The sequence below is a fragment of the Blautia sp. MSK.20.85 genome, from assembly GCF_013317245.1.
GTDB lineage: Bacteria > Bacillota > Clostridia > Lachnospirales > Lachnospiraceae > Blautia_A.
Map to the genome: position 1 here is coordinate 16,568 of NZ_JAAIUN010000031.1, position 26,866 is coordinate 43,433.

The following is a 26,866-nucleotide window of genomic DNA, read 5'->3' on the forward strand; positions in this document are numbered from 1 at the left end:
TGTCATCATATGAGATGATTATATTATCGTTTGAGGATTAATGCTATCTTTTTTGGTTTCCTGCTCAGGTTTCTCGATTCTGAGCATGCGATATCCAATTCCTATGTGCGTCTGGATATATTGTACACCGTTTTTTTCAGGCTCCAGTTTTTTCCGCAGTGTTGCCATAAAAACCCTGAGAGAAGCAACATCGTTTTCCGCGCAGCGTCCCCAGATCTGCTGAGTAATATATGTATGTGTCAATACTTTTCCAACATTACGGGATAAAAGGCAGAGCAACTTATACTCAATGGGCGTCAGATGCAGTTCTCTGTCCTTCAGGAATGTGCAGCCAGCCGTGTAATCTATCTTTAATCCACCATTTTCAAAAACAGATGTTTCCGGCTGTTTTCCTGACTGCGTTATGGCAAGCCGTCTTTGGCTGACACGGATACGCGCAAGTAATTCTTCTACTGAAAATGGTTTTGTGATATAATCATCTGCACCCGCATCCAGTGCCTCTATTTTGTCCATATCTTCACTTCTGGCACTGATCACGATGATAGGCATATTCGACCAGGTACGGATTTTCTTTATTACCTCTACTCCTTCCATATCAGGAAGGCCCAGATCCAGAAGAACGATATCCGGATTGTGTGATGAAGCCTCCAAAATGGCTGAAGCTCCATTTTCTGCAGCCAGATATTTATAGTCATGTGTTTTTAATGTGGTAACGATCAGGTTCCGTATGGGTCTGTCATCCTCAACCACCAGAATTAATGTCTTATTCATTTAATGTCACCTCGCTTAATGGTAAAGTAAAAGTAAAATTACATCCATGCGGAGCATGATCTGAAAGAACCAGTGTTCCATCGTGAGCTTCTATGATAGAGCGGCAAAGTGCCAGGCCAAGCCCCAGACTCCGTTGGCTGTCTGCAACGGTTGTTTTCCCTGTATAAAACATCTCAAAAATATGTGGCTTCATTTCATCCGGGATCCCGGGGCCGTTATCTTCCACGCTTACCTGTGCTTTCCCGGCTTTTTTGAACCCCCGAATGCTGATGACAGAGCCTGACGGCGTATATTTTATCGCATTATCGATCAAATTTACCAGAACCTGTATAATAAGATGCACGTCCATACGTGTAAGAACAAGTTCTTCACAGTCCGCCACGATCTTATACGCATCATGCTTCCGGCCGATATGTCGGAGTGACTCTGCTATTACCTCATCCAAAAGCTGATCCGTAAATTTAAACTTCAATCTTCCATCATTGAGCCTGGTAATGGAAAGCAGATTTTCCACAACTCCGATCAGCCACTCTGAATCCTCATGAATGTCCGTGTAGATCTGATACCTTGTAGCTTCATCCAGACGGTCACTGTTACTGAGAAGCATATCTGCATTTCCGGAAATAGAACAAAGCGGAGTACGCAGGTCATGGGAGATCGCCCGAAGAAGATCGCCACGCAGCTGCTCATTTTTTGCTAAAACCGCATTTTTTTCTTTTTCTATGGCATTTTGTACATTCTCCATTGCAAGTGCACATTCATTTATTACAGACAGCAGGATGCTGTATTCATAAGAGTCCAGTGTTTCTTTCTGCAGAGGGATCCCGATTACGCCATAAACATTATTCCCGCTTCGAATTGCCAGATATAAGCATTTTGCCTGTGAGAAATACTGTGTGGATGCGCCGGCACGCTGTCTGTTTTCATAAGTCCATCTGGCCGCCTGTTGTTCTTCCTGTGTCAGAAAATCCTCTGTGCTCTCTTTTTCCCCGGAAAAAAGCTTTCCTTCTGATAAAGTTCCATTTTCCACAACATATGCCGTGATGCTGCGGTTTAACAGGCGTATCAGCTGTGTACAGGTAACTCCGAGGATTTCTGTCTCACTTTTTGCCTTTTGCAGCAGACGATCCGTATCAAACAGAACCTGTGTGCGAAAGGCAATCTGTGAAGACAGCTTTGCATGCATTTTCAGCTTTGCCGCAAGGGTTCCTGTAAGTACAGACGAAATAAGCATTATGAAAAATGTCACCGGATATCCCACCGCGTATGTCTCAAAAGACATCCTTGGCTCCATCAGGAAAAAGCAAAATAAGAATACACTTAAAAAGGAGCCGGCTACACTGCAAAGATAACCATCTGTCACGATCGAAGTGATCAATACGCCCAAAATGTATATCGTTACAATATTTGTATCTGTAAGATCCAGTTTCTGAAACAGCAGGCCGATCAAAGTGCATACTGCAAATATAAAAACCGTCAGCAAGTAATCTTTTGCAGACGGTTTTTCCACATACCATGCAAATGGCCGTTTCGGATAGGTTCTGTTTTTTACTGTATCCTTCATTTTCAAGCTCATTCTGTCATTCTCCTTCTACTGCTGTTTTCTGGAATTATATCACGCAGCTGTTCTGTGGTCAAAATTTTTTCTTCATGGCAATGAGCTATATGCGGAAGCACTTCTGAAGAGCTCTGTATTCTCCTAATACCAGTAATTTATCATTTTCTGCAAAATATGTTTCCGGTGAAATTGCAATACTGAATTCCTCTTCATTTTTTACTGCCAGAATATTAATATTGTAGCGTTTTCTGATGTCAAGTCCACCCACTGTTTTTCCAACCCATTCTTCCGGCACTTCCACTTCAAAAATTGCATGGGAAGCGTCCACCTCCATATAATCCAGTATATGATCATCTGTATAACGGAAGGAGGCCCATTTTGCCACCTGCTTTTCCGGATAAACTACCTTATCGGCACCATTGCGTAAAAGAAATTTTTCCTGAACATCACGTTCAGCTCTGGATATCACCAATTTTGCACCCAGTTCTTTTAGAAGGGATGTTGTTTCAAGAGAATTTTGAAAGCTCTCTCCAATGGTCACAAAACAAATGTCATAGTTTCCAATTCCAAGGGACTGTAAAAATTCAGCATTGGTGCTGTCACCAATCTGAGCATTCGTCACAAATGACAGTACTTTGTCCACTCTTTCTTCCTTCCAGTCAACTGCCATAACTTCATGTCCCAGCTGATTGAGCTGCATGGCAATATGTCTTCCAAACCTTCCAAGTCCAATAAGCAATACATTTTTCATAATATTATTTTTCTCCTTCTTATCCAACTGTGATTTTTTCCAGAGGGAGCTTTGCATTTCCCTTATTTCTTCCGGAAAATACCGCATAGATCAGGGTCAGACCACCTACACGTCCCAGATACATCAGTATTATCAGCACGACTTGTGAAAAAACATGAAGTTCCGGTGTGATTCCCAGAGTCAGACCTACCGTACCAACAGCTGAAGCAGCTTCGTACAGACAATCTAAAAGCGGAAGGCCTTCGTACACACTGATCGCTATTCCGCCGCCAAAGAACAAGGCAAAATATAACATGGCTATTGTCGCTGCATTTTTTATCACATGATATTCAAGTCTTCGCCCAAAAGCTCCTGCATTTTCCTGACTTCGAAATGTCGCAATTGCATTTAAAATAAGTACTGAAAAAGTTGTTGTTTTCATTCCACCTGCTGTAGATCCCGGTGAACCACCAATCAGCATTAACAATATCATAACTGCTTTTGATGCCTCACTCATCTCTGAAATGTTTATAGTATTAAATCCGGCAGTTCTTGTCGTTACCGATTGAAACGTTGCTGCTAACAGGCGTTTTCCCATGGGTAATTTTGTCAGATCACAGATATAGAAAAAGACTGCCGGAAATAAGATCAGACATGCGGTAGTCATGAGAATGATCTTGCTTTGCATGCGGTAGCGTTTAAAGTTCAGTTTATTTGTATAAATATCATCCCATGTGAGAAAACCGATTCCTCCTGTAATGATCAACAGCATAATTACCAGATTTATAAGTATATTTCCTGAATACCCAGTCAGCGATGGAAACATACTGGAATCTGTCCCCAGAATATCAAAGCCGGCATTACAAAAAGCAGAGATTGAATGAAAAACTGACATCCAGATTCCCTTTTTTCCATAATCTCCCATAAAAACCGGCAGCAGCAACACCGTCCCTGCAGCTTCGATCAAAAATGTTCCCCTCAAAATAAACCTTGTTAGTCTGACGATTCCTCCGACTTTTGGAGCTGAAATTGCATCCTGCATGGTGCTTCTTTGCATGAGGGATATTTTCTTTCCGGAAAGAATGGAAACAGACGCAGCCACAGTCACTACTCCAAGCCCACCTGTTTGTATGAGTGCAAGAATGATCGTCTGGCCTGCCAGGGACCAGTAGCTTCCAGTGTCCTTTACCACAAGACCTGTAACACATACCGCCGAAGTGGCTGTAAAAAGTGCCTCATGAAATGGTGTGATCACTTTCTCCGCAGAAGAAAATGGAAGCATCAGCAGAACGGTTCCCAAAAGGATCACTCCTGCAAACCCCATGATAATCAGCTGAAAAGATGTCATATGTTTTTTCTTATATGATTTTTCCGGCATAAATGATCAGAACTCCTTATCAATACTTTTAACAGTGCTATCCTCGTAATGCATTTTATTATATATAACTACTTTCAAAGATAGTATAAAAGTCTCTGCTTCCGTATTAAGATTTTATAAAGATATGATATTGAATTGAATTGAGAATTATTTTAACCGAATCAAGGAAATTACCTGCTTTGATGATCCTAAGCATTACCTTAATACTACAGTTTTTTAATTGTAAACTCATTTTATATTTATAGTTGACATTCGATATTTCTCTGTGATAAAGTGATACCCGTACAAAAAAACTCAAAAGGAAGGTATTGACATGAACACTGCATCATGCGAAAAAGAAGCTCCATCGCTTTCCAGAGATGAAGCCATTGCAATTTTAGATACTCCGGACGAAGAACTTGAGGCACTGATTGACCGTGCCAGCAGTTTACGTTACAAATATAAGGGAAACCGGGTAAGCATCCACATCCTTACCAATGCCCGCAGTGGTAACTGTTCCCAGGATTGTGCCTACTGTGCCCAGTCATGTCGTTCCACTGCCGATATTGATAAATACAAATGGGTAGATGAAGACAAATTATATCAGGACAATGATTTCGTAAATGATTATCATTTATCCAGACATTGTATCGGACTGAGTGGTATGAAATTTACAGATAAAGAGATCGAGGAGCTGGCCCGCAGGATCCGCAAAATGAAAGAACACGGAACTCATCTCTGCTGCTCCATAGGCTTTCTCACAGAGCACCAGGCAAAAATGCTCAAAGAGGCTGGTCTTGACCGGATCAACCATAACCTGAACAGCAGCCGTTCCTTTTATCATAATATCTGCAGTACACATACCTTTGACCAGCGTGTCCGGAATATCCATATGCTTCAGGGACTTGGTTTCGAGATCTGCAGCGGCGGTATCATTGGCATGGGTGAAAGTAAGGAAGACGTTGTTGACATGCTTCTGGAATTACGTGAGATCCAGCCGGAAGCACTGCCGATCAACTTTCTTCTTCCGATCAAGGGAACTCCTCTCGGAAATGCAGATATTTCCCAGCTGACAACAGAATACTGTATGAAGGTCCTCTGCCTGGCAAGACTTCTTGTGCCTAAAGCAGATATCCGATGTGCTGCCGGAAGAGAAGTTTATTTTAAAGGCGAAGAAAAAAAACTGCTCAGTGTTGTAGACTCTATTTTTGCTTCCGGTTATCTTACAGAAGGTGGCCAGGGAATCGAAGACACTCTCAAAACCATTACGGATGCAGGATTCACCTATGAGATTGAATCTGCGTAAGCATCCTTATGGACATATGACCTATCATACACACTTACAGCATTTCATTACTTACCCGAACCAGTAAATATATTACCTTTTTCAAAGGAGGCTCTTTCAATATGAACCAGACAAATACTGTCTCTGCACCACGTACAAAAACCTACGAGATCACCATGACCGCTCTTATGGCAGCTGTCACTTGTATTCTTGCGCCGCTGTCCATTCCGATCGGTCCGGTTCCGATCTCATTTACCAATCTTGCCATTTATCTGTCCCTGTATCTTCTCGGATGGAAAAAAGGAACCATCAGCTATCTGATCTATCTTCTGCTTGGACTTGTAGGTCTTCCGGTATTTTCCGGATTTACCGGCGGCCCTGCAAAGCTGGCCGGTCCTACAGGCGGATACATCATCGGCTTTATCGTTATGGCTGTTATTGCCGGACTGGTAATTGACAACTGCCATAAGCCTCTGATCCAGCTCGTTGGTATGATCGCAGGAACAATTGTATGCTATCTTTTCGGAACTGTATGGTTCTGCATCGTTGCAGATTCCACTTTCAAAGCAGCTCTTGGAATCTGTGTAATTCCGTTTATCCCGGCAGATCTCATAAAAATGATCATCGCCATGATCATCGGACCAATGATAAAGAAACGGATCCGATAAGCTGAAGCTCTGATACGCCAAAAGAGGCAGCAGGAAATTTCCAACATTTCCTGCTGCCTCTTTATCGCGTTTCATTTTTCTTATCTGAGTTTTTTCTTCAGTTCCTGGATCAGTTCAAAATAATCTCTGTGCTTCATCTCCGGGAAAGCCTTAATGATTCTTCCCTGGCCGAATACCGTATGGTTTGTGATAGAGCTTGACAGCTCATCAAACTGTGCCTGAAGCTCCGCTTTCTTCATCCGAAGCATTTCGGCAGATTTTTCTCTCTGAGCCACAGTCGCATCTCTGAGCTCTGCCTTAGCAAGAGCAACCTGAACCTTTCCCTCTCCCACCTTCTGTGCTGTATCAATGGTAGTTGTTGCCAGAGTATCACTGAGCTTATCACTCACGATCCGCAAATCCGCACGTACCTTATCCAGTCGGGTAAGCTTCTTATTCAGTCCGCGGATCACCGCCACTGTTACAATAAGATCAGCCAGATACACCGCATACAGAATTGCCATAACAACCCATTCCAGTGTGGAAGGTGTATGAGAAGCCTGACGCTCCACATACTTCTGAAAAACCTTTACAACCATCACAATGGCAAGTCCCCATATCAGGGAAAACTCAAGACAGATATAGCCGTGAAAATTCAGCGGCTTATTAGAATAATCCCACCATCTTGCATGGAAGCATACATCCAGAAGCCAGCCGGCAACCAGCTCTACCACAGTTGCAAGAACGATCCCAAACAAAAAGATCATTCCCTCACTCATCTGATGTCCACCGCTCTGAAGCGTATTAAGCAACGCAAACACGGAAAGTACCCCAAATCCGTACACCGGGCATACCGGACCGTTGAGAAATCCCCGGTTTATAACCTTTCCTAAGGTTACTGCATGGAAGATAACTTCAACGACCCATCCTCCAAAAGAATAAAACAAAAAATACAGACATATCTGAAAATACGTCATCCCGCAAATCATCCTGTACTCCTCCTTTACAGCTGTCAAGATTCCGGCAGCTATTTCAGGGGTCAGTACCATCACCTCTGCCGGGGTGATTCTGATTATATCATATCACCCCTCTCATTTACATCCCTTTATCCGGTCATTCTTCCGAAACAATTTCTTTTTTCACACGGGTGAAGTACAAAAAGAATCCGATGTTCAGAATAATTCCCACTGTGGTAGATACCGGTGCTGCAAGACCGATCTTGGTCAGGCTGGCATCCGGCTGGATACTCATAAAGTACGCCATTGGAAGTCGTACCAGAAGCGTCTGGATCAGGCCCTGGACCATAACCCATATGGTCTGGTTGTTTCCGTTGAAATAGCCTATCATACTGAACAGAACAGCCGTTACCAGTGTCTCCGGTGCAAAGCCCTTCAGATAATCAAAACCCTTTTGGATAACGCCGGCATCTGTTGAAAAGAATCCTGCCAATACATCACCCTTCAGCAGGATCAGGATAAATACCAGGCATCCCACAGACAGGCCAACTCCAATTCCCGTAAGCATGGATTTTCTCGCACGTTTCGGCTTTCCTGCTCCTACGTTCTGTGAAACAAAGGAGGCCATGGACTGCATCAGGGAGCTTGGAACCAGCATGGCAAAGTTTACGATCTTACATGCAACTCCGTAACCGGAGGATGCTTCCAGACCCAGGCGATTGACAAATGCGCACAAGGCCAGAAATGAAATCTGTGTCAGGAATTCCTGAAGTGCCAGCGGCAGTCCGATCTTAAGAAAACGTCTGCACTGAGGATTCAGCCGGAAATCTTTTTTTGTAATGGTAAACGGAAGCTTCTTCTTTATCAGCAGAACTACTGCAAATACAACACTTAAGGCCTGAGCAGAAACCGTAGCAATAGCTGCTCCTGCTGCATCCATATGTAAGCCGGCTACCAGTACCAGGTCTCCGATCACATTTACAATACATGCCACCAGCACAAACAGCAGCGGAGATTTACTGTCACCAAGGCCACGGAAAATAGCAGACAGTAGGTTATACGCGACAATAAAGAAAATTCCGCTGCCACAGATCCGTACATAAGATGCAGTCAGCGCTACCGCTTCTTCCGGTGCCTGCATCAGCATGGAGATCGGATGTGCAAAGCCTACCATAACAATAAACAGCACGATAGAGATCATGGTAAAGACGATCGCAGCCCCACCGATAACGGAGCCGATCTGCTCCGGTCTTTTTTCTCCAAGATAACGTGCGATCAGAACTGTGATACCCATAGCAAACTGGATCACTACAAAGGTAACCAGATTCAGTACCTGACTTCCGGTGGAAACCGCTGACAGTCCGGATGTGGAACCGAATCTTCCAACTACAAGAAGATCGACCGCACCATAGGCAGCCTGCAGGATCAGCGCACCGAGTACCGGCATCATAAATGCAACCAGCTTCTTCAGGATATTTCCCTGGGTAAAATCTGCCTTATCATTTGTCATAATGTTCCCTCCTGTCACACATGATCTGATAAAATTTCCCGATGGTCCGGATCATATTGTCTGCTTCTTCTTCGGAAATCTCTGAAAGATAGGGCGCCAGACTGCTGAAATAATCCTGATCATACTTCCTGGAAAGCCTCTCTCCTTTTTCTGTTATGGAAATGTAAGTAACGCGCCCGTCATCCGGAGACATGAGCTTCTGAAGATATCCCTTTGCCTCCATTTCTTTCACTGTTCTGGTAACACCCGGACGCGGAAGGTTCATGGCATCACTGATATCAGAGAGCCGGATATCCTTTTTTTCTCTCTGCAGAGAATGGATCACATCCAGATACTGTATGTAGGATGGCATCACCCCCTGGGGCAGTGGCGGAAGCATATCCCGGATCCGCTTTGCCTGATAAAACGCATCAAACATCCGCTTGATCTTTTCATTTGTCATAAAAAAACTCCTCATATAATTATCCTCGTTAATTACCGTTGATAATTATATAAGAATTTCTGATTTTGTCAAGCCTTTTGACTTTAGCTCCAGCAAAGCTGCTGTATGATACCCGTCGTACCCTTCTCTTAAACTTTCACGCGTAATGTTTCGCAATTACCTAACTATAAAAAGTACCGGGCAGATCAAAATATCTCTGTCCGGTACTTTTTATGGAATCTTTACAGAATTTCCCCTTTTGATTCAATTACTTTCTTATACCAGTAGAAGGATTTCTTCGGTGTCCGTTTTAAGGTACCGTTTCCCTCATCATCTTTATCTACATAAATAAATCCATAGCGTTTTTTCATTTCACCAGTAGATGCGCTTACCAGGTCAATGCAGCCCTAGGAAGTGTATCCCAGCAGGTCTACACCATCTTCTTCCACCGCTGCTTTCATAGCTTTGATATGTTCTCTCAGATACTCGATCCGGTAATCATCTTCCACATATCCGTTTTCATCCGGTTCTCTTCCTCTGCGCTGTACCGCTCCTCCATCATCTTCTTTGCCCTTTTTACAAGATCATACAGCACAGCCATAACGATCACATATTCTATGGTAAAACCCAGAGTATAAGCTACAAACATCTGATTGCGGGATCTTCCAAGATACAGGACGTCATAAGTTCCCGCAGAATTGATATATACGGCAGCCACCATCACAAGATACGAAAAAATTCCGGTTTTTATCACCAATTCCGGTTCAAAATACAGGCACCCAAGTATCGGAACAAGCACATAGGTAATGTATACACCTATATGATTATTCGTTCCCAGTATTCCGATAAGCACCGCCGCCATAAAAAGCATATAGTCTCTCAGCAGCCGATCCGGCAAAAAACGTATCAGAATTCCCGGTGTGACAGCAATGATCAATTCAGCGATCAGTATAATCATCGTATATTCCTGTCCAAATTCAAAAATCCCTGTCCAGGAACACACAACCAGTGCCAGAATCGCTACTGTACATAACCGGTAGATCCTGGTCATAAGCTGATTGACCTGTTTCATATTTTTTTCAAGCATAAATTCTCCTCTGTATTTTGAGTCCCTTCAGTGTTCCAAATCCTTCCGGATTATATACTCGCTGCATACTCTTATTTTTATTGTTTCATAAAACAAATATAGAATCTTTATCAAAAAAAATACCCCATATTTTCATATATGGAGTATTTTTTCGATATAATTTTTCACATTTTAAGCTTCTTTTTCCAGATTTTCTGTCAGATTAAATTTCCGTTCCACCAGTTCTTCAATAAACTGTGCCGTTGCTTCCCAGCCCAGGAGGCTGCTGTTTAAGAGAATGTCACGGGTATGACGGTCGCCACGTTTTTTGCCGGTGATGTACTCGTGTCTTGCATGCTGAGATTTTTCCACATTTTCCCATTCTTCCTCTGCTTTGTGCTGGTTTAATCCTGATCTCTTCATAACGGAAGCAATCTCATCTTCTTTTGGTGCATAGATAAACACGTTCATTACATCGGAACTGTCTTTTAAGATATAATCACTGCTTCGGCCTACGATGACGCAGGAATTTTTTGCAAATTCGTGGATTGCCTGGAACTGGGCGTCAATAACACGATTGGAAAGGTTTGCATAGCGGACACCATAAGAAGTATCAAAAGCATAGCGGACGCCGATCCTAGTATCGGCTTCCTCTACCAGTCCTTTGTCAACACCGATTTCCTGTACGACTTTGTCCACCAGGTCACGGTCATAGTACTCAATTCCGAAATATTCCGCAACCATACGTGCGATCTCCGGTCCGCCGCTTCCGTATTCACAGCCAACGGTAATAACAAAGTGTCTGTCCGGATATTTTGCATCCGGAAGTGCAACCGTTTCTTCCGGTACTGCTTTTGTTTCGTCTACAATAAAGATATCACGGCCAAATTCCTCGCCGTATTTTCTCTTGGAATAGAAGTAAAAGAATACTCCAAGTGCAAGCCAGATTCCTACTACGACCCACTCCTGCCATACAAGTGCCGCGGAAAAAGATGCGGGAATAATATACAGAAGTGTCATAAATCCGGCCATGATCACTGCCATGGCTCCAACAAAGCCGCCAGCTTTTACCTTATAAGGCCTTTCCATCTCCGGTTTCTTTTTTCGGAGAATACAGAAGGAAATAGATACGAACATATAGGCAATAACACAGCCAAAAGATGCAGCATCAACCAGCCATACCAGAACGCCTCTTCCAAAAAACGGCGCTGCCACACAGGCAATTCCGCAGAGGATAATGGCTGCTTCCGGCGTTTTGTTTTTTCCAAGCTTTCCGAACATCTTCGGGATCATCAGGGATTCACCCATGGAATACAGGGCACGGCTTCCACCCATCAGGAAAGAGTTCCAGGATGTGATGATTCCACATAAACCTCCGATGATCAGAACCTTACCCATCAGCGGTGACCGGAACGCGATCTCAATGGCTTTTGCAGAGACCAGTCCGTTCTGGGAATTCATTTCCTGTGCAATGGCACTCTGCGGCATGATGTAGCAGACTGCAAAGATGATCAGCAGATACCAGGCTACTGCAAGGAAAATAGACAACAGCATGATCTTTCCGATCTTTTTATAAGGAACACTGATTTCCTCAGCTGCCTGAGGGATAACATCAAAACCAATAAAAAGGAATGGTGTCATGCAGGCAACTTTGAATACACTTCCCAGTGTATTTCCGGCGCCACTTTCCCACATCTGTCCTGTAATATTGGATGCATCACCGTTTACTGCGGAACCAACTACCAGAAGGATTCCGGCGATGGCAATGATCGCTGTCAGAACGGTCTGAAGAATGGCCGCTGTTTTTGCACCCTTGATATTGATGATCGTGATCAGGATTGCAACACCAACGCCAAGGATGATCGTTGTCAGATAAATATCTTTTCCTGCAATGGAATACAGGTACACCTGATTGAAATCCGGAAACAGATAGGTAATAACAGTCGGAAGTGCAGTGGCCTCAAACGCAGAGGTTGCCACATATCCGAGAATGATCATCCAGGTACATACAAAAGATCCGGTAGGACCCATGGCACGGTAACTGAATACATGCTCACCACCGCACTGCGGCATTGCAGAAGTCAGTTCCGCATAGGTAAGTCCTACAAAAAATACCATCAGACCACCGATCAGCATGGCAATCATAGATCCGGCAAAACCGGCGGTTGTGATCCAGTCTCCGGAGTTGATGACCCAGCCCCATCCGATCATGGCTCCAAAAGCAATGACCAGGATGTCCCAGGCTCCCATTACTTTATCAAACTTCGATTTCTGTTCCATATAAAACCTCCTCTTTTCCCACTCTAACAAGCAAAAATCCGCTGTCCTTTTTCCTGCATCCTTGCAGGCAGAACAGCGGATCTGTAATTTTTGTATTCTTTTTCTTTAAGCTTCCATTGCCTCTTTCAGAGATGCCTCAAAGATCTCCAGGCCTTTCTCCATCTGCTCATCGGTCATAGTGAGCGGTGCAAGGAAACGAACTACATTGCCTGCTGTTCCACAGTTCTCAAGAAGGAGTCCCTTCTGGATCGCATTCTGGATCAGCTTGGCTGTAAGCTCTGTTGCCGGTTCTTTTGTTTCTTTATCTTTTACAAGCTCAATACCGATCATAGCGCCAAGTCCACGTACATCACCGATCACCGGATATTTCTCCTGCAGCTCTTTGTAGCGTTTCATGACAACCTCGCCAATGTGTCTTGCTTTTCCTGCGTAATCGTCACGTTTCATGATATCCATAACAGCCAGTGCTGCTGCACAGGAAACCGGGTTTCCACAGAAGGTTCCACCGATGGTTCCTGCCGGTGCTGCATCCATAACTTCTGCTCTTGCTGTGATAGCGGAAATCGGAAGACCTGCACCAAGAGATTTTGCGGTTGTGATGATATCCGGTGCTGCGCCTGCTTCTGCCCAGTACTCAGATGCATAATATCTTCCTGTTCTGCAGTTGCCACACTGAACCTCATCTGCAATCATCAGAATTCCGTTGTCATCGCAGATCTTGCGGACTGCTTTTACCCACTCGATCGGTGCCGGGATGAATCCACCCTCGCCCTGGAACGGCTCAACGATCATGCAGGCGATCTCACTTGCAGGTGCTCCTTCGTCAAAGATTCTCTGAAGCTCATCAATATAATACTGAATTGCTTCAGCCTCTGTGTATCCTTTTGGTGCACGGTATACATATGGATATGGTGCACGGAAGATTCCTGCCGGGAACGGTCCCATACCCACTGCATATACTTTCTTGGCTGTCAGTGCCATGGTCAGGTTTGTTCTTCCATGGAAAGCACCTGTGAAACAGATCACGCCGCTTCTTTTTGTGAAGGCTTTTGCAATCTTGATGGCATTTTCATCACACTCTGCACCGGAGTTTGCAAAGTATGTTTTTTTCACATCTCCTTTGCATGGCATGATCTCATTTAATCTCTCAGCCAGTGTTACATAGCCGTCATGCACATATACATTGAAAATTGTGTGGAAATATTTTTCAGTCTGTTTCTTTACTGCCTCAATAACTTCCGGATGGGAATATCCGATATTCAGGACGCCGACACCGCCAACCCAGTCAAGGAATTTATTTCCGTCCATATCTTCAAACATGGCTCCTGATCCCTGTTTGATACAGATCGGATATGTTTTTCCGCAAAGTGCTTTCGGGATCGCTGCGTCTCTTCTGTCAAGAAGTTCTTTTGATTTCGGTCCTGGAACCTGCTCTGTTACAATCTCCGGTAATGCGGTTGCTAATTCTGCTGTTGTCATAATATTCTCCTCCTTTATCTGGTCACGGTTTTTCTGCCTGCCGGACTCCTCTCGGAGTTCTCTCCGGAAGCAAAAAAACAGGCGCCGGATGTGTTATCATCCGACGCCTTTGTCGTTTATCTGCTGTGTTATTTTGTTTTTTGATTTAGGTAGATTATAGCATTTTCCGGTACGAAATCAATAGGCCTGGTGTTGTATGTTTTTTGTGCACAGTGCACAATTTCTATTATCTGCGATACCGATATCGCCTGATCAGAAACGCCATCTTCAGCTCCAGGCAGGTATCCAGGTTTTCAAGATCGCATCCCAGGATCTCCCGGATCTTTTTCAACCTGTAATTTAAGGTATTCCTGTGAAGAAACATCTCTTCTGCCGTCTTTTTGGCATTGCAGCTGCAGTTCAGATAATTTTCCAGAGTTTCACTTAAGTTTCCATCGTTCAGTTCATCTGCCTGCAGCAGCTTTCCGATTTTTTCTTCCATATAAGTATCCAGGATTCTGGAATCGTCCACATGGGAAAGTAATGTATAGATTCCCTGATCCCTGTAAAAAAATATCTGCCCCTTCAATCCGGAAACTTCTGCTGCCCGAAGTGCTGAGGAAGCTTCGTTCCGGCTGTCTTTTACCTCATCCAGATACGCCCTACTGTTTCCGGCTCCGATCCGAAGCTCTATTCCATATTCCCGCTGTGTTCGGTCCACGATCCTGGCGAAAATTTCTTTTATATTGCTATCCTCCGCTTCTCTGTCCGGAAGCAGTGCAAGGATGGAGCCTGCCTGTGGAAGGATAAGGATATCCTGTTTTATGTAACTGGAAAACTCAGTACAGATCACACGCTTCACATTCCGTCCGGTTGTCAGGGAATCCTCGTTCTCCCATCCGCTTTCTATATTTCCGGACGCAAACGCAAATTCCGCTACAAAAAAACTCCCCTCCAGATCAATATTCAGATATCTGGCCTGTGCCATCACACGCTCCCGGCTTAAATGTTCTGCATCCAGAATAGAGGAAAACAGCTGCTCTGCGGCATTTCGGTCATTTTCTTCCAGAACAAGCCTGCGGCAGATGATCTGAGACAGATCGATCAGAGGATATTTCTCCGGAAGCTCAAAAAGAGGCAACGCTTTCTCTTCACAGTATTGCATCAGTTCCTCTGATATCTGGCCTTCATTGATTCCAAGAGCCGTAATTCCATGCCCATACATCTGCCGGATCATCTCCATCAGCTTCCGACTGTCATCCGTAACACTGGGATTGGTCAGAACTACAAATTCGTCTCCGTGGATATAGTTTTCGATCTTATATTCACTTTTTACACATTGCAGACAGTCTGCAAAATAAATCCATCGAACAGATTGCTCCAAACCGTTTTTTCCGGCTTTCAGCTTCAGAACCTCTGTAAGCTCCGGAATCTGCATCATATCTTTACAATTCATAAAGTTCTATTCCTCCCACTGGTGCCTTTTCATATCCACGCATCCATTTGCTTTAAATTCCACACCTTCGTCTTCCAGAAGTTCCCTCTGTTCTCTCCATCCTGGTGCAGTACGGCCTGCATGATTCACAACTCTGTGGCAGGGATATTTCCCATAAAATTCTGCCATGCTTAAAACTTTTCCTACAAGCCTCGAATTTTTATCCCAGCCGATGAGACGTGCAATCTGCCCGTAGGAAGCCACTTTTCCTGCCGGTATTTCTTCCACCACGGATAGTATTTCGTAGATCAGATCCTCATCCAGTATTTTTCCCATTGTTGTTCCTCCGAAGCATTTTTTATTTTATATCCACAATTCTTCCCAGGTCAATCTTCGTTCCATCTGTCAGAAAGATTTTCTGGCTGCAGTCGTCAATCTTTTTTATCTGCCCGGTGACGGTTACATAGGAGCCTCCCTCTTTCCGGTCATCCGGCTGGAAATAGATGATGGTGACGGACTCTGTTCTCTCCCTGTCGGCTATCAGCTGCCGGAGTTTTTCATCCAGTTCCTGCTTTTTGTCTTCGGAAAGCTGTACCCAGTTATCGGTGAGTCTGGCTGTTTCCCGGATTGCGTCTTCATAGCCGGTAAGGGCTGCAAAGGGGGAAAACTGTGCAGCTCGGTCATAGAGGGGCATCTGTGGGTGTGTTTTTGAAACATGGTGAGGCAGGTTTATGATGTCCTGGTATTTGCCTTTTGGTTTCTTTTCCATTTATGCTCTGTGACCTCCGATCTGGTTGTTCCGCTCTATGGTTGTGGAACCTTCCTGTAAGCTGCTGCCTTTCAGTATGGCATTTTTTCCGAATTTCTTTTTTACGGAAAGCATAGCTTCTTGGAGCTTTCGCTCTTTTTCCTGTTTTTCTTTTTCTGCTTTCTGTTCTGCCTCTGACACTTCTGATTTAAGGTAATCCGTGAACAGATTCATCTGCTGATATACGGGCTCTGCCGCTGCCAGTTTTTCATCTGTGAGCTGATTGGCTGTGATATAGACACGCCGGATCAGAAGTGTTTTATCCGTGATACGCTCATACAGGTCAAGGACTGCCTTCATGATCGTTGATGTGGATGAGGTTGGATTGTCCAAATTTACAGTTCCGTGACCATGTTTGGGAATTTTTCTTCCATAACGGTCTGTTTTTATTTCGCCCTGATATTTTTTCCTGCCGGAGGAAGATTTCAGATTGTCAATATCGTAGCCTATGGTAAGGACTATCTGACTGGTTACCAGCCTTTTTTCCACAAGCTGAAGAACCAGCATGTCTGTCATTTCACGTACGATCAGTTTCGCCTGTTCAAAATCACTGGGACAGTGCAGTACCTGACCGGAACCGATGCTGTTTGTTTCCGGTTTGTAGGCTTTGATCAGATCCATGGTCACCGGTTCGTATCCCCATGCATGATCAATCAGAAGTTCCGCGTTGATGCCGAATATTTTATAAAGAAGATCTTCATTATAGTAATCACGCACACCGCCCAAAGAGCATCTGGCAATGTCTCCCATCGTGTAAAGTCCTACTTCTTCCAGCTTCTTCCTGATTCCTGTGCCTACCCGCCAGAAATCTGTCAGCGGCCTGTGATCCCATAAAAGTTCCCGGTAGGACTGCTCCGTCAGTTCTGCGATACGCACACCATTTTCGTCTGGTGTTACATGTTTGGCCCCGATGTCCATGGCAATCTTACACAGATAAAGATTGGTTCCGATTCCGGCAGTTGCCGTGATCCCGGTCTCTTTCATTACATCGGAGATCATTTTTGCAGCAAGCTCTCTGGCTGTCATCTGATACATTCCAAGATAATGGGTGACGTCCATAAACACCTCATCTATAGAATAGACATGCATGTCCTCCGGTGCCAGATAACGGAGGTAAACGTTATAGATCCGGGTGCTGTAGTCCATGTACAACGCCATTCTCGGTGGTGCTGTCACATAGGAAACGGCCAGTTCCGGATGCGCTTTCAGTTCATCCGAAGACCAGGATTCTCCGGTAAAACATCTTCTTGGTGCTTTTGTGACACGTGCCTGATTGACTTCTTTTACACGCTGGACCACTTCAAAAAGTCTCGCTCTTCCTGGTATTCCATAGGCCTTCAAAGAAGGGGAAACTGCCAGGCAGATGGTTTTTTCGGTTCGTTCCCTGTCTGCCACAACAAGATTGGTGGTAAGTGGATTTAAGTTCCGCTCCTGACATTCCACGGAAGCGTAGAATGATTTCAGATCGATGGCTATATAGATATGATCTTCTTTTTTATCCATGGATACACCTCCGGAGTGTTTTCTTTTCTTATTATACCAGAAAATTTGTTCGATTATAGGTCTTTTTCTTATTTTTACATAAAAAACCTCCTCCGGTTTTTATTGCCGGAGGAGGTCTCTATCTGAATTCCCCTCAAAAATACTTTATAATTATATGTTTCCGGTTCTGCTTAGAAAAGTCCTGTGATCTTACCGCTCTCATCTACGTCAATCTTGGTTGCAGCCGGCACTTTTGGAAGACCTGGCATGGTCATGATCTCACCTGTCAGTGCAACAATAAATCCTGCACCTGCGGAAATCTTAAGATTTCTTACTGTTACCTCGAAATCTGTCGGAGCACCAAGCTTTGTCTGGTCGTCTGTTAAGCTGTACTGGGTCTTAGCTACACAGATCGGGCAGTTGCCAAATCCAAGTGCCTCCAGCTGTTTCGCCTGCTTCTGGGCATTTGCTGTAAGAACCACTTTCTTTCCACCGTAAACCTTCTGTACGATCTGGTTCAGCTTGTCCTCGATGGAGCCTTCCAGTTCATAAGCATATGTGAAATCATTCGGCTCTTCAACAAGACGGATCACTTCCTCAGCAAGCTTGATTCCGCCTTCGCCGCCTTTTGCCCATACCTCGGAAAGTGCTACGTTTACGCCAAGCTCTTTACATTTTGCTTCTACAAAATCAAGCTCTGCCTTGGTGTCGGTCGGGAATGCGTTGATAGCTACCACACATGGGAGTTTGTATACATTTTTGATATTGCTTACATGTTTCAGAAGGTTCGGGATACCTTTTTCAAGAGCCTCAAGGTTCTCATTGTTAAGATCTGCTTTTGCAACGCCACCGTTGTATTTCAGGGCACGTACAGTTGCTACGATAACAACAGCACTTGGTGTAAGTCCTGCCATACGGCACTTGATATCCAGGAACTTCTCAGCACCAAGGTCAGCACCGAAACCAGCCTCTGTGATGGCATAATCTGCAAGTTTCATAGCCATCTTTGTAGCGGTTACGGAGTTACATCCGTGAGCGATGTTTGCGAATGGTCCGCCATGAACAATGGCTGGAACATGCTCCAGTGTCTGAACAAGGTTTGGTTTCAGGGCATCTTTCAGAAGTGCTGTCATAGCACCCTCTGCATGAAGATCTCCTGCTGTTACCGGTTTCTGCTCGGAAACTTTGCCATAGGTGTATCCGATGATGATTCTGGAAAGTCTCTCTTTCAGATCTTTGATATCACTTGCCAGACAGAGAACTGCCATGATCTCCGATGCTACGGTGATGTCGTAACCGTCCTCACGCGGCATACCGTTTGTTCTTCCGCCAAGTCCGTCTACTACATTACGAAGCTGACGGTCGTTCATGTCAACGCATCGTCTCCAGGTGATCTTTCTCGGGTCGATGTTCAGTTCATTACCCTGGAAAATATGGTTGTCGATCATTGCTGCAAGAAGGTTGTTTGCCGCACCGATTGCATGGAAATCACCGGTAAAATGAAGGTTGATATCTTCCATCGGAACTACCTGTGCATAGCCGCCGCCTGCCGCACCACCTTTGACACCGAATACCGGTCCAAGGGATGGCTCACGAAGAGCTACCATAACATTTTTTTCAAGTCTCTGCATTCCATCTGCAAGACCTACCGTTGTAGTTGTTTTTCCTTCCCCGGCCGGTGTCGGGTTGATAGCTGTCACAAGAATCAGTTTGCCGTCTTTTTTGTCTGTTTCTTTCAGGAGATTATAGTCGATCTTTGCTTTGTATTTACCATACTGCTCCAGATATTTGTCATCAATACCTGCTTTCTCTGCAATCTTGGTAATTGGCTCCATTGTGCACTCCTGTGCAATCTCGATGTCACTTTTAAATCCCATAATGTTCTCCTTTCTCCGCTGCAACCGTCCGGATCTTTTTATCCCATAAAAAAGAGCAGTATCTGAAGTTTTTCAAATACTGCCCAGACGGTCGACTCATCGAATCTCCGGCTCCCTCGTGGTTATCCCACAACTCCGTCAGTCACCGAAGACTTTATTAATTTGATGATTGAATACTAACATATTTATTAGTACTTGTCAAGAAATTATCAAATTATTTTTTCACTTTTAAAGTGAGCTGAGTCTAATTTTCTGAATCATTCCAGTTTTCCGTACTATTCATCAGATACTGAATGTTATAAGGAAAATTCTATTTTTCGTCAATTAACGTAATTCATGTCTGATCTTTGCCTGCAAAACCACACCGGATTGCCTGTGTCGGACATATCTTTTTACACCTTCCACATCGGATGCACTCTGCACTGTTAGGATCCTCTGTCGGATCAACCTCCATCTGGCAGATATTTCTGCATTTTCCGCAGTGAACACATTTTTCTTTCTCTACTCTGTAACGAAAAACGGAAACTTTATTAAATACCGAATAAAAAGCTCCCAGCGGGCAGATATACTTACAGAATGGCCGGTATATCATAATTGATAAGATAATGGTGATCACCAGGATCGTATTTTTCCACATGTACAGCCAGCCTACTGCACTTCGCATGGATTTGTTCAGCAGCACCAGCGGGATACCTCCCTCCAGCGTTCCTGCCGGGCAGATCAGCTTGCAGAAATATGGTGCTCCCTGGCCCATGATATCTACTACAAACATGGGAAGTAGGATCACAAATACAAGAAAGATCACATATTTCAGTTTTCTCAAAAGCTTGTCTCCCCGAAATGTCCGGATCTTCTTTGGAAAAGGAATCTTGTTCAACAGATCCTGGATCAGTCCAAATGGGCAGAGAAATCCGCACACCAGTCTTCCAAGCAGCGCTCCTACAAAGATCAGAAATCCAGCTACATAATATGCCATCTTGAAGTTCCAGCTTCCGATCACAGCCTGAAGGGAACCAATGGGACAGGCCCCTCTTGCTCCGGGGCAGGAATAACAGTTCAGCCCCGGAACACAGACATTTTTCAGTTTTCCGGTGTATATCTTGCCAGTTATAAACCCTGATATGTGACTGTTTGTAAGGGCCGCCCACAATGCCTGGATCCCATGCCGCGGCCATTCATTTATTTTCATCTTCTTATTATCCAATGCCAATACACTCCATACAGATGTTGATCGCTTTTGTAAAAACTACAGATACCTCACCTCTGCAGATTCCCAGTATCATCAGTAAAATTCCAAAAACTGCCAGAGCAGGTCCGATCCACCTGGATTCTGTTATTTTCCGAATCATTTTTCCACTCTCCATAATAATCATCTTTTACTTTGAAACGTTTTTAAGCTCTTTTTCCACGATTTCCTTCCATTCGTCCAGTGTATGGCTTCCTGTATAGGTATCGCCTACAATGTTTCCATCTTTGTCAACAAAAAATGTTTCAGGAAATGCGGAAATCCCCTGCAGACGACCGTTCATCATAGTAGTATCCGGCATCAGGAACGGATATTCTGCTTTTGTTTTTTCCTGAAGAATGCCTGCTTTTTTTACTGCCTCCTCGTCCTGATTTCCCTTTTCATCTGTAGTATCAAGCACTACACCTGCTACTCCGACGCCTTTCTCTTTCATTTCTTTATAGAGCTCCTGAAGTTCCGGAATCTCTTTTACACATGGTGAGCACCAGGTTGTAAAAACATTTACCAACGTCAGGTCATAGTCACTGAACACTTTTTCTGTATATGTTTTTCCATCTATTCCTGTTGTTTCAAATTTTCCTACAGATTTTACATCCTCCGGGTTGCTGCTGGTATCCTGTGGCTGGTCAAACACGGAAATATTCTGATACGGTGTCATTTCCGTAATATCGGTTTTGATCTTTTCCAGCTCCTTTGTCAGCTTTTCATCTGCATCTTTGTTGGTGCTCAGATAATATTTGTATTTCCCGTCACTGCTGCTTCCAAGCTCTTTATGCTCTGTACAGCCGGTGATCTCATCCAGCTTTTTCTGTGAAGCTTCGTCATAAACGCCAATTGTACCGATTCTGTCCAGACCTGCCACCCAGTCGTCATATCCTGTTCCCATCTTCTGTATTTCGGCATTTTTCTGTTCCTCTGTCATTTTGCTCCAGCTTACGTAGGCATATGTCACTGCATTGGTCTGATTCTCAAAATCTTCCGTGGTAAGCATTGCAATGCTCTGGTCCTTGATCTGCTTTAACAGCTCCTTCGAAAGTGAAAGCTTCAGTCCCAGAAACGGATATTCATAAGAATCCTGTGCCTTGCAGGTTACGTCGGAAGGCTTAAATGTACCTGCTACTAGATCTGATGAAACTGCCTCTCCATCCACCATCATTGCCGCTCCGGGATCTGCTGTTTCCGTGCTTTCCGCCGCTGTTACCGGTACGCTTCCAAATGCAGATATTCCTAATACCGCTGCTGCCATAAGTGCTGTTATTTTCTGTGTTCTTAATTTCATTGTTTATGTTCTCCCTTCTGATATCACCGGCCCATATCCGGAACCAGCATATATTTTATATGTAAATCTTGCTCTCTGTAGCCTTACTATATCATCCCCTGTATAAAATCTCTGTTAAGAAATAAAAAAATTTACAGGAATTTTATGCTATACATGATATGATAGATAACAAAGCAAAATCAACTGTTTTTTAGGAGAATTTACTATGCATATATTGATAATCGAAGATGAAAAGCAGCTCTGCCAGTCTATTGCGGAGGGACTTCGCATGGATGGCTATGAAGCGGACACATGTTTTGACGGGGAGGAAGGACTGGAATTATGTCTGGTGGAAAATTATGATCTCATCCTTCTTGATCTGAACCTTCCAGGCGTTGATGGTCTGGAAATCCTGCGCCAGTTTCGGGAATCCGATACTTCCACTCCCGTTTTGATCCTCTCTGCCAGAGGACAGATCCAGGACAAGGTTGAAGGGCTTGATCTCGGTGCCAATGACTATCTCACAAAGCCTTTTCATTTTGAAGAGCTAGAGGCACGAATCCGAAGTCTGACACGAAGGAAATTTATCCAGCAGGATGTGTGTCTGCAATGCGGACGTATCAGCTTTGATACCCGTACAAGAAAGGCCAGTATCGATGAACTTCCTCTTTCTCTGACCCGAAAGGAAAGTTCTCTTCTGGAATATTTCCTTCTTCATCAGAACCGTATCATAAGCCCGGAAGAAATGATCGAGCATATCTGGGACGGAAGCGTCAACAGTTTCAGCAATTCCATTCGTGTCCACATTTCTTCTCTTCGAAAAAAGCTGCGCACGGCTCTCGGCTTTGATCCAATACAGAATAAGATCGGCCAGGGTTACATTTTAACGGAGGATATACAATGAAAAAAATAACCGGAAAGCTATCTCTTCAATGGCGTCTGACACTGATCACCGCACTGCTTATGACAGTCACCTGCATTCTGATGTATTTTTTTATCAGTCAGTCTGCAGTTGCCGGAATGGAGAATCTGGGAGATTACATGATACGGATCGATAACACAGACTCTGCTCCCATCACCTTTAATATGGATCCCTCCGTCTTATTTCCGGAGCTTTCCGATCAGCTGCAGCTGACCAAAAAACTTTTTCTCACCAAAGGACTCATGGTAACAGGGATCATCATCCTTCTCAGCAGTATCTGCACTTATTTTATCAGCCGTCAGGCATTACTTCCGCTTCGCAGACTCAGCCAGGAGGTAAACCAAATAGAGGTCCAGAACCTTTCAGAGGCTCTTGAAGTTCCTGCTACCAATGACGAAATTTCCCGCCTGACAATTTCATTTAACAAAATGCTCGCACGCCTGGATGAGGCCTTTACTGCACAGAAGCAGTTTTCTGCCAATGCAGCCCATGAGCTTAGGACTCCTCTTGCCGTTATCCAGACAAATCTGGAGGTCTTTGCCCGCAGGGAAGCACCTGCTTTACAAGATTATCAGGAGATTTTTGCCATGCTACAGGAACAGACCGGGCGACTTTCCCATCTGGCTGAAATCCTCCTGGATATGACCGGTGTACAGACTGTTGAACGTTCCGAAAGGATCTCTCTGGCAGCACTGACGGATGAGGTTTTCTGCGACCTAGCTTCCGTAGCGGAACAGAAAGAAGTTGAACTGATCCAGCAGGAGGGAGACTGCATCATTACCGGAAGCTATCTGCTACTGTATCGTGCTGTGTACAATCTTGTGGAAAATGCGATCAAATACAATCACTCCGGTGGAAAAGTAACCGTAAATATCCATCTTTCCGAAGAAATAACAGATACATCCACGTCTGACAATTACGCCTTTCTTGAAGTCTCCGATACCGGAATCGGCATTCCTCCCGAATATCAGGAAAAAATCTTCACCCCGTTTTTCCGTGTGGACAAATCAAGAAGCCGCGCTATGGGAGGTGCCGGCCTGGGGCTTGCACTTGTCAGTGAAATTGTCCGACAGCATAACGGACAGGTAAAAGTACTGGAAAGCAGCAAAAAAGGCAGCGTGATCGCAATCATGCTGCCAGTCTGAATATATTTGTATTACATTTACTTTATATGCTCATGAACGCAATCGCTTTGCGATCTGCGTTCAAATCCGAGTATATTTTTTCAACAATACTGTCTGTATCCATTTCGCAGGTAATAGCCTGTTCCCTGAGAGATGAAGAAAAATCTTTTTCTCTCCACCATCTGCGCATATCTTTTTCACCAAATTCTCTGTTTCTTGTATTATGTCGTCTCACGGTTTCTTCAAACGACAGATCAAAATAATATGCGTATACATTTGAACCATATAATTCATTTGCCAGTTCAAACAACGAACGATACCATTCATCATACATGATCCCTTCCAGGATAGAAAATTCACTGTGTTCCCTTCCGTATCGTAAAAGTTCTGCCATAAGCGGCAAAGCCTTTGTATCTATGCCATCATCAACCCACAGCATATTTCTTCTGACCTCATCCTGTGATATCAGCATTGTATTACGTCCTAGCTTTTTCTGTAATGCCTTCGCTACGGTTATTTTTCCACTTCCTGAGTTTCCTCTGAGAATGATTAATTTTCCCATGTGCTGCTTTTTCCCTTTCAATACAAAATACAGAATTTTTATGACCGTACAGTCTATTTTACAGCTTTTTATTCCAACTGACAATATTACCAGTGCTATAATCATTTTATTTAACCTCTATGCTCTCCATAGGCATTCTTCTTTCTCTGTATTTTGCTCTGTTTCTGTAATCTCAGTTACTGTCTATACAATAGCATCGTATATTTTATCCATACATGTTCATTATATAAATCTTTATGTTTATAATATAATTTTGCACTGTAAAAAATCCCCGGAACACGGATAGGATTCCGTATTCAGGGGACTCTTTTTCTGCACTTGCATCTATTTTATTGTTTATGATACCTCTCGATCACACAGGTATGTTGCTTTATTTTTTTATCATAATTGATTCCTGCAAGCAGGAGATTTCCATGATAGTCTTTCAGTGCATCTACATATTGCTTTTCTTTAATCTGTGATATGGCTCCATGGGCATCTTTGTCCCATTTCAGTTCAATGACTGCTGCCGGTTTGTCTGCGTATAACTTTCTTGGGATAAAGCAGATATCTGCAAAGCCTTTTCCGGTTGGCAGTTCCCGGATAACTGTATAGTACTCTCTGGCAAAATAAAATGCCAGATTAATGGTGCAGCTCAAAGAATTTTCATCGTTGTACTGAAGAACCGAAATTTCTCTGTGTGCCTGATCAATTCCTTTTGCAACTGCTTCCCCATCCAGATTCCACAATGCTTCCAGGAGTTTTCTGGAAGACTCTACCGACTGTATGACTTCTTTCCAGTCCATGGTGCTGATGGCATTTATATACTCCTGCGACACTTCTTTATTTGGAATCGTCACAGTTTTGTCCGGCCAATGATAGCTTAAGTAGCCCAGATGTACCAGAAGTGTCAATACATCATCCTTTCCCTGAAACGTTGTCATATCGTTGGAAAAAGTTCCTGTATTGATCTGAACCTTATCGCCTGCCAACATTCTTATCACTGCATCTTTCAGGCCATCATAATTCATACGGATATAAACTTTCAGGGCTTCATAGGTTTCTGTCTGATTCCAGTAATTGTCAAAAATTCCACTTAACATGGCATCCACCACAGATTTCGGGCTGTACATGGAATACGTCTTCTTTCTTCCATCCTCTATGGCTACCAGCTCATAGCCATCATACCATGCCTGTGCCTCCTGAAAATTCCGTTTATACTGACTGCAGAGGTCTTTTACCTCATCTTCCGTAAATCCGAAAAACTCAGCCATTTCTCTTGGATTGATCATGGAATATTCCGTAAACATATTTAATGCAGAATGTGAACCATATTTTTTCACCGGGAGGATTCCGGTCATATAGGCTAATGCCACATATTCCTGATCCTTCAGCCATACACGCAGAAAATCCAGATATTTTTTCTGTGCTTCCATATTCTGTTTAAATTCACGGAATATACAATCCCATTCATCGATCAGGATCACGAAAGGATGTCTGGTATATGCAAAAACATCCTGCATGGCAAAGACCAGATAATCACTGTCAATATAATCCGGATACTGCATCTTCAGCTCTTTGAGAATACGTTTCTGAAGAAGCTTCAGCATCTGATACATATCCGGTGCAGCGCTTAAAAATTCCTGCATATTGATCCGGATCACATCATACTGGTTCAGATTTTCACGGAAGCTTTTATCTGTATGGATCTTGAGATCAGAAAACAGTTCTGTACTATCTTCACCTCTGCCATAGTATGCAGCCAGCATATTTGCAGCCATGGATTTTCCAAAACGTCGCGGTCTGCTCACGCAGACAAAACGCTGCTCTGTTCCCAGTACTTCATTTGTTTTTGCGATCAACCCGCTTTTATCCACATAAATTTTTGACCGCAGACAGGCTTTAAACATTCCACCGCCCGGATTCAGATAACTTCCCATTCGGTTTCTCTCCCTCTTAAAAAAATGGCTTCACAGTATCCTTTTCTTTCTGAAACTATGATACCATGAAACCATTTTTCTGTAAATCCAACGGATTCCCTCTCAGTTCTTCCATCCATCAAACGCCTTGATCTCTTCATTGACACTCCCCACAGCTAAAGCAGGGGGATTCTTGCTTCTCCCACTACTGCATT

At 43.8% G+C, this 26,866-nt stretch carries 25 protein-coding genes, 1 pseudogene and 1 riboswitch; of the genes and pseudogenes, 4 read left to right on the plus strand and 22 right to left on the minus strand.

What is annotated here, in order from left to right:
- Positions 1-18 precede the first annotated feature (18 nt).
- The 4 genes from G5B12_RS13830 to G5B12_RS13845 form a co-directional block, all read right to left on the minus strand.
- A complete protein-coding gene (locus G5B12_RS13830) occupies positions 19-771 on the minus strand; it encodes a response regulator (protein ID WP_114002165.1) in 753 nt (250 codons plus the stop codon).
- Positions 764-2,347: an ATP-binding protein gene (locus G5B12_RS13835; protein WP_059086038.1), complete on the minus strand. Its 1,584-nt coding sequence runs from the start codon at positions 2,345-2,347 to the stop codon at positions 764-766. The genes G5B12_RS13830 and G5B12_RS13835 overlap by 8 nt, the downstream gene beginning before the upstream one ends.
- An 85-nt stretch (positions 2,348-2,432) precedes the next feature.
- Complete coding sequence (locus G5B12_RS13840; protein ID WP_015527248.1) at positions 2,433-3,080, minus strand: potassium channel family protein; 648 nt, start codon at positions 3,078-3,080, stop codon at positions 2,433-2,435.
- 19 nt (positions 3,081-3,099) lie between these two features.
- Positions 3,100-4,437, minus strand: a complete 1,338-nt coding sequence (locus G5B12_RS13845) for a TrkH family potassium uptake protein (protein ID WP_114002166.1) — start codon at positions 4,435-4,437, stop codon at positions 3,100-3,102.
- A 313-nt stretch (positions 4,438-4,750) separates the two neighbouring features.
- On the opposite strand from G5B12_RS13845, the gene bioB reads away from it, so the two are divergent.
- A complete protein-coding gene (bioB, locus tag G5B12_RS13850) occupies positions 4,751-5,722 on the plus strand; it encodes a biotin synthase BioB (protein WP_110102912.1) in 972 nt (323 codons plus the stop codon).
- A gap of 101 nt (positions 5,723-5,823) precedes the next feature.
- On the plus strand, positions 5,824-6,369 hold the full coding sequence (locus tag G5B12_RS13855; protein ID WP_015527251.1) for a biotin transporter BioY: 546 nt from the start codon (positions 5,824-5,826) through the stop codon (positions 6,367-6,369).
- Positions 6,370-6,449: 80 nt separating this feature from the next.
- Here G5B12_RS13855 and G5B12_RS13860 read toward each other — a convergent pair whose 3' ends face one another.
- From G5B12_RS13860 to G5B12_RS13935, 15 genes and pseudogenes are all read right to left on the minus strand, one after another.
- The gene (locus G5B12_RS13860; protein ID WP_174088529.1) at positions 6,450-7,337 is read right to left on the minus strand and encodes a putative ABC transporter permease; all 888 of its coding nucleotides are present in this window, start codon (positions 7,335-7,337) and stop codon (positions 6,450-6,452) included.
- 124 nt (positions 7,338-7,461) lie between these two features.
- Positions 7,462-8,814: an MATE family efflux transporter gene (locus G5B12_RS13865; protein WP_092068479.1), complete on the minus strand. Its 1,353-nt coding sequence runs from the start codon at positions 8,812-8,814 to the stop codon at positions 7,462-7,464.
- Positions 8,804-9,256, minus strand: coding sequence for a MarR family winged helix-turn-helix transcriptional regulator (locus G5B12_RS13870; protein WP_092068482.1), 453 nt, complete (start codon positions 9,254-9,256; stop codon positions 8,804-8,806). The genes G5B12_RS13865 and G5B12_RS13870 overlap by 11 nt, the downstream gene beginning before the upstream one ends.
- Before the next feature lie 221 nt (positions 9,257-9,477).
- Positions 9,478-9,762 (minus strand): annotated as a pseudogene (locus G5B12_RS13875) (family 1 glycosylhydrolase); the annotation flags it as partial.
- Positions 9,714-10,322 (minus strand): hypothetical protein, encoded by a 609-nt coding sequence (locus tag G5B12_RS13880; protein WP_174088531.1) that lies wholly within the window; start codon positions 10,320-10,322, stop codon positions 9,714-9,716. The pseudogene G5B12_RS13875 and the gene G5B12_RS13880, both read right to left, overlap by 49 nt.
- A 171-nt stretch (positions 10,323-10,493) precedes the next feature.
- Positions 10,494-12,581, minus strand: a complete 2,088-nt coding sequence (locus tag G5B12_RS13890) for an amino acid permease (protein ID WP_180214446.1) — start codon at positions 12,579-12,581, stop codon at positions 10,494-10,496.
- 105 nt (positions 12,582-12,686) lie between these two features.
- The gene (locus G5B12_RS13895) at positions 12,687-14,060 is read right to left on the minus strand and encodes an aspartate aminotransferase family protein (RefSeq protein ID WP_118063946.1); all 1,374 of its coding nucleotides are present in this window, start codon (positions 14,058-14,060) and stop codon (positions 12,687-12,689) included.
- A 226-nt stretch (positions 14,061-14,286) separates the two neighbouring features.
- Positions 14,287-15,495 carry a PucR family transcriptional regulator gene (locus G5B12_RS13900; RefSeq protein ID WP_118071253.1) on the minus strand — a complete coding sequence of 403 codons (1,209 nt, stop codon included), beginning with the start codon at positions 15,493-15,495 and terminating at the stop codon, positions 14,287-14,289.
- A 6-nt stretch (positions 15,496-15,501) separates the two neighbouring features.
- A complete protein-coding gene (locus G5B12_RS13905; RefSeq protein ID WP_118071254.1) occupies positions 15,502-15,810 on the minus strand; it encodes an MGMT family protein in 309 nt (102 codons plus the stop codon).
- Between the two features lie 22 nt (positions 15,811-15,832).
- The gene (locus tag G5B12_RS13910) at positions 15,833-16,243 is read right to left on the minus strand and encodes a hypothetical protein (RefSeq protein WP_021977027.1); all 411 of its coding nucleotides are present in this window, start codon (positions 16,241-16,243) and stop codon (positions 15,833-15,835) included.
- Positions 16,244-17,785: a Y-family DNA polymerase gene (locus G5B12_RS13915; RefSeq protein WP_118063940.1), complete on the minus strand. Its 1,542-nt coding sequence runs from the start codon at positions 17,783-17,785 to the stop codon at positions 16,244-16,246.
- Between the two features lie 170 nt (positions 17,786-17,955).
- On the minus strand, positions 17,956-19,641 hold the full coding sequence (locus G5B12_RS13920) for a formate--tetrahydrofolate ligase (RefSeq protein WP_174088533.1): 1,686 nt from the start codon (positions 19,639-19,641) through the stop codon (positions 17,956-17,958).
- A gap of 74 nt (positions 19,642-19,715) precedes the next feature.
- A riboswitch (ZMP/ZTP riboswitch) is annotated at positions 19,716-19,797 on the minus strand.
- Positions 19,798-19,975: 178 nt separating this feature from the next.
- Entirely contained in the window at positions 19,976-20,830 is an 855-nt protein-coding gene (locus G5B12_RS13925) for a 4Fe-4S binding protein (protein ID WP_174088535.1), read from the minus strand.
- A gap of 7 nt (positions 20,831-20,837) precedes the next feature.
- Positions 20,838-20,990 (minus strand): CD1871A family CXXC motif-containing protein, encoded by a 153-nt coding sequence (locus tag G5B12_RS13930; protein WP_173739040.1) that lies wholly within the window; start codon positions 20,988-20,990, stop codon positions 20,838-20,840.
- Between the two features lie 27 nt (positions 20,991-21,017).
- Positions 21,018-22,166 (minus strand): TlpA family protein disulfide reductase, encoded by a 1,149-nt coding sequence (locus G5B12_RS13935; RefSeq protein WP_174088537.1) that lies wholly within the window; start codon positions 22,164-22,166, stop codon positions 21,018-21,020.
- Positions 22,167-22,371: 205 nt separating this feature from the next.
- Between G5B12_RS13935 and G5B12_RS13940 the strand changes: the two genes are divergently transcribed.
- Both G5B12_RS13940 and G5B12_RS13945 read left to right on the plus strand, forming a co-directional pair.
- On the plus strand, positions 22,372-23,049 hold the full coding sequence (locus G5B12_RS13940) for a response regulator transcription factor (RefSeq protein WP_174088538.1): 678 nt from the start codon (positions 22,372-22,374) through the stop codon (positions 23,047-23,049).
- A complete protein-coding gene (locus G5B12_RS13945; RefSeq protein WP_174088540.1) occupies positions 23,046-24,212 on the plus strand; it encodes a sensor histidine kinase in 1,167 nt (388 codons plus the stop codon). The genes G5B12_RS13940 and G5B12_RS13945 overlap by 4 nt, the downstream gene beginning before the upstream one ends.
- 22 nt (positions 24,213-24,234) lie before the next feature.
- Here the strand turns inward: G5B12_RS13945 and G5B12_RS13950 are convergent, their stop codons facing one another.
- The 3 genes from G5B12_RS13950 to G5B12_RS13960 form a co-directional block, all read right to left on the minus strand.
- Entirely contained in the window at positions 24,235-24,753 is a 519-nt protein-coding gene (locus tag G5B12_RS13950) for an AAA family ATPase (protein ID WP_174088542.1), read from the minus strand.
- A 329-nt stretch (positions 24,754-25,082) separates the two neighbouring features.
- Entirely contained in the window at positions 25,083-26,672 is a 1,590-nt protein-coding gene (locus G5B12_RS13955; RefSeq protein ID WP_174088544.1) for an AAA family ATPase, read from the minus strand.
- Positions 26,657-26,794, minus strand: a complete 138-nt coding sequence (locus G5B12_RS13960) for a hypothetical protein (protein ID WP_207719570.1) — start codon at positions 26,792-26,794, stop codon at positions 26,657-26,659. Before G5B12_RS13960 ends, G5B12_RS13955 begins: the two co-directional genes overlap by 16 nt.
- Positions 26,795-26,866: the final 72 nt, after the last annotated feature.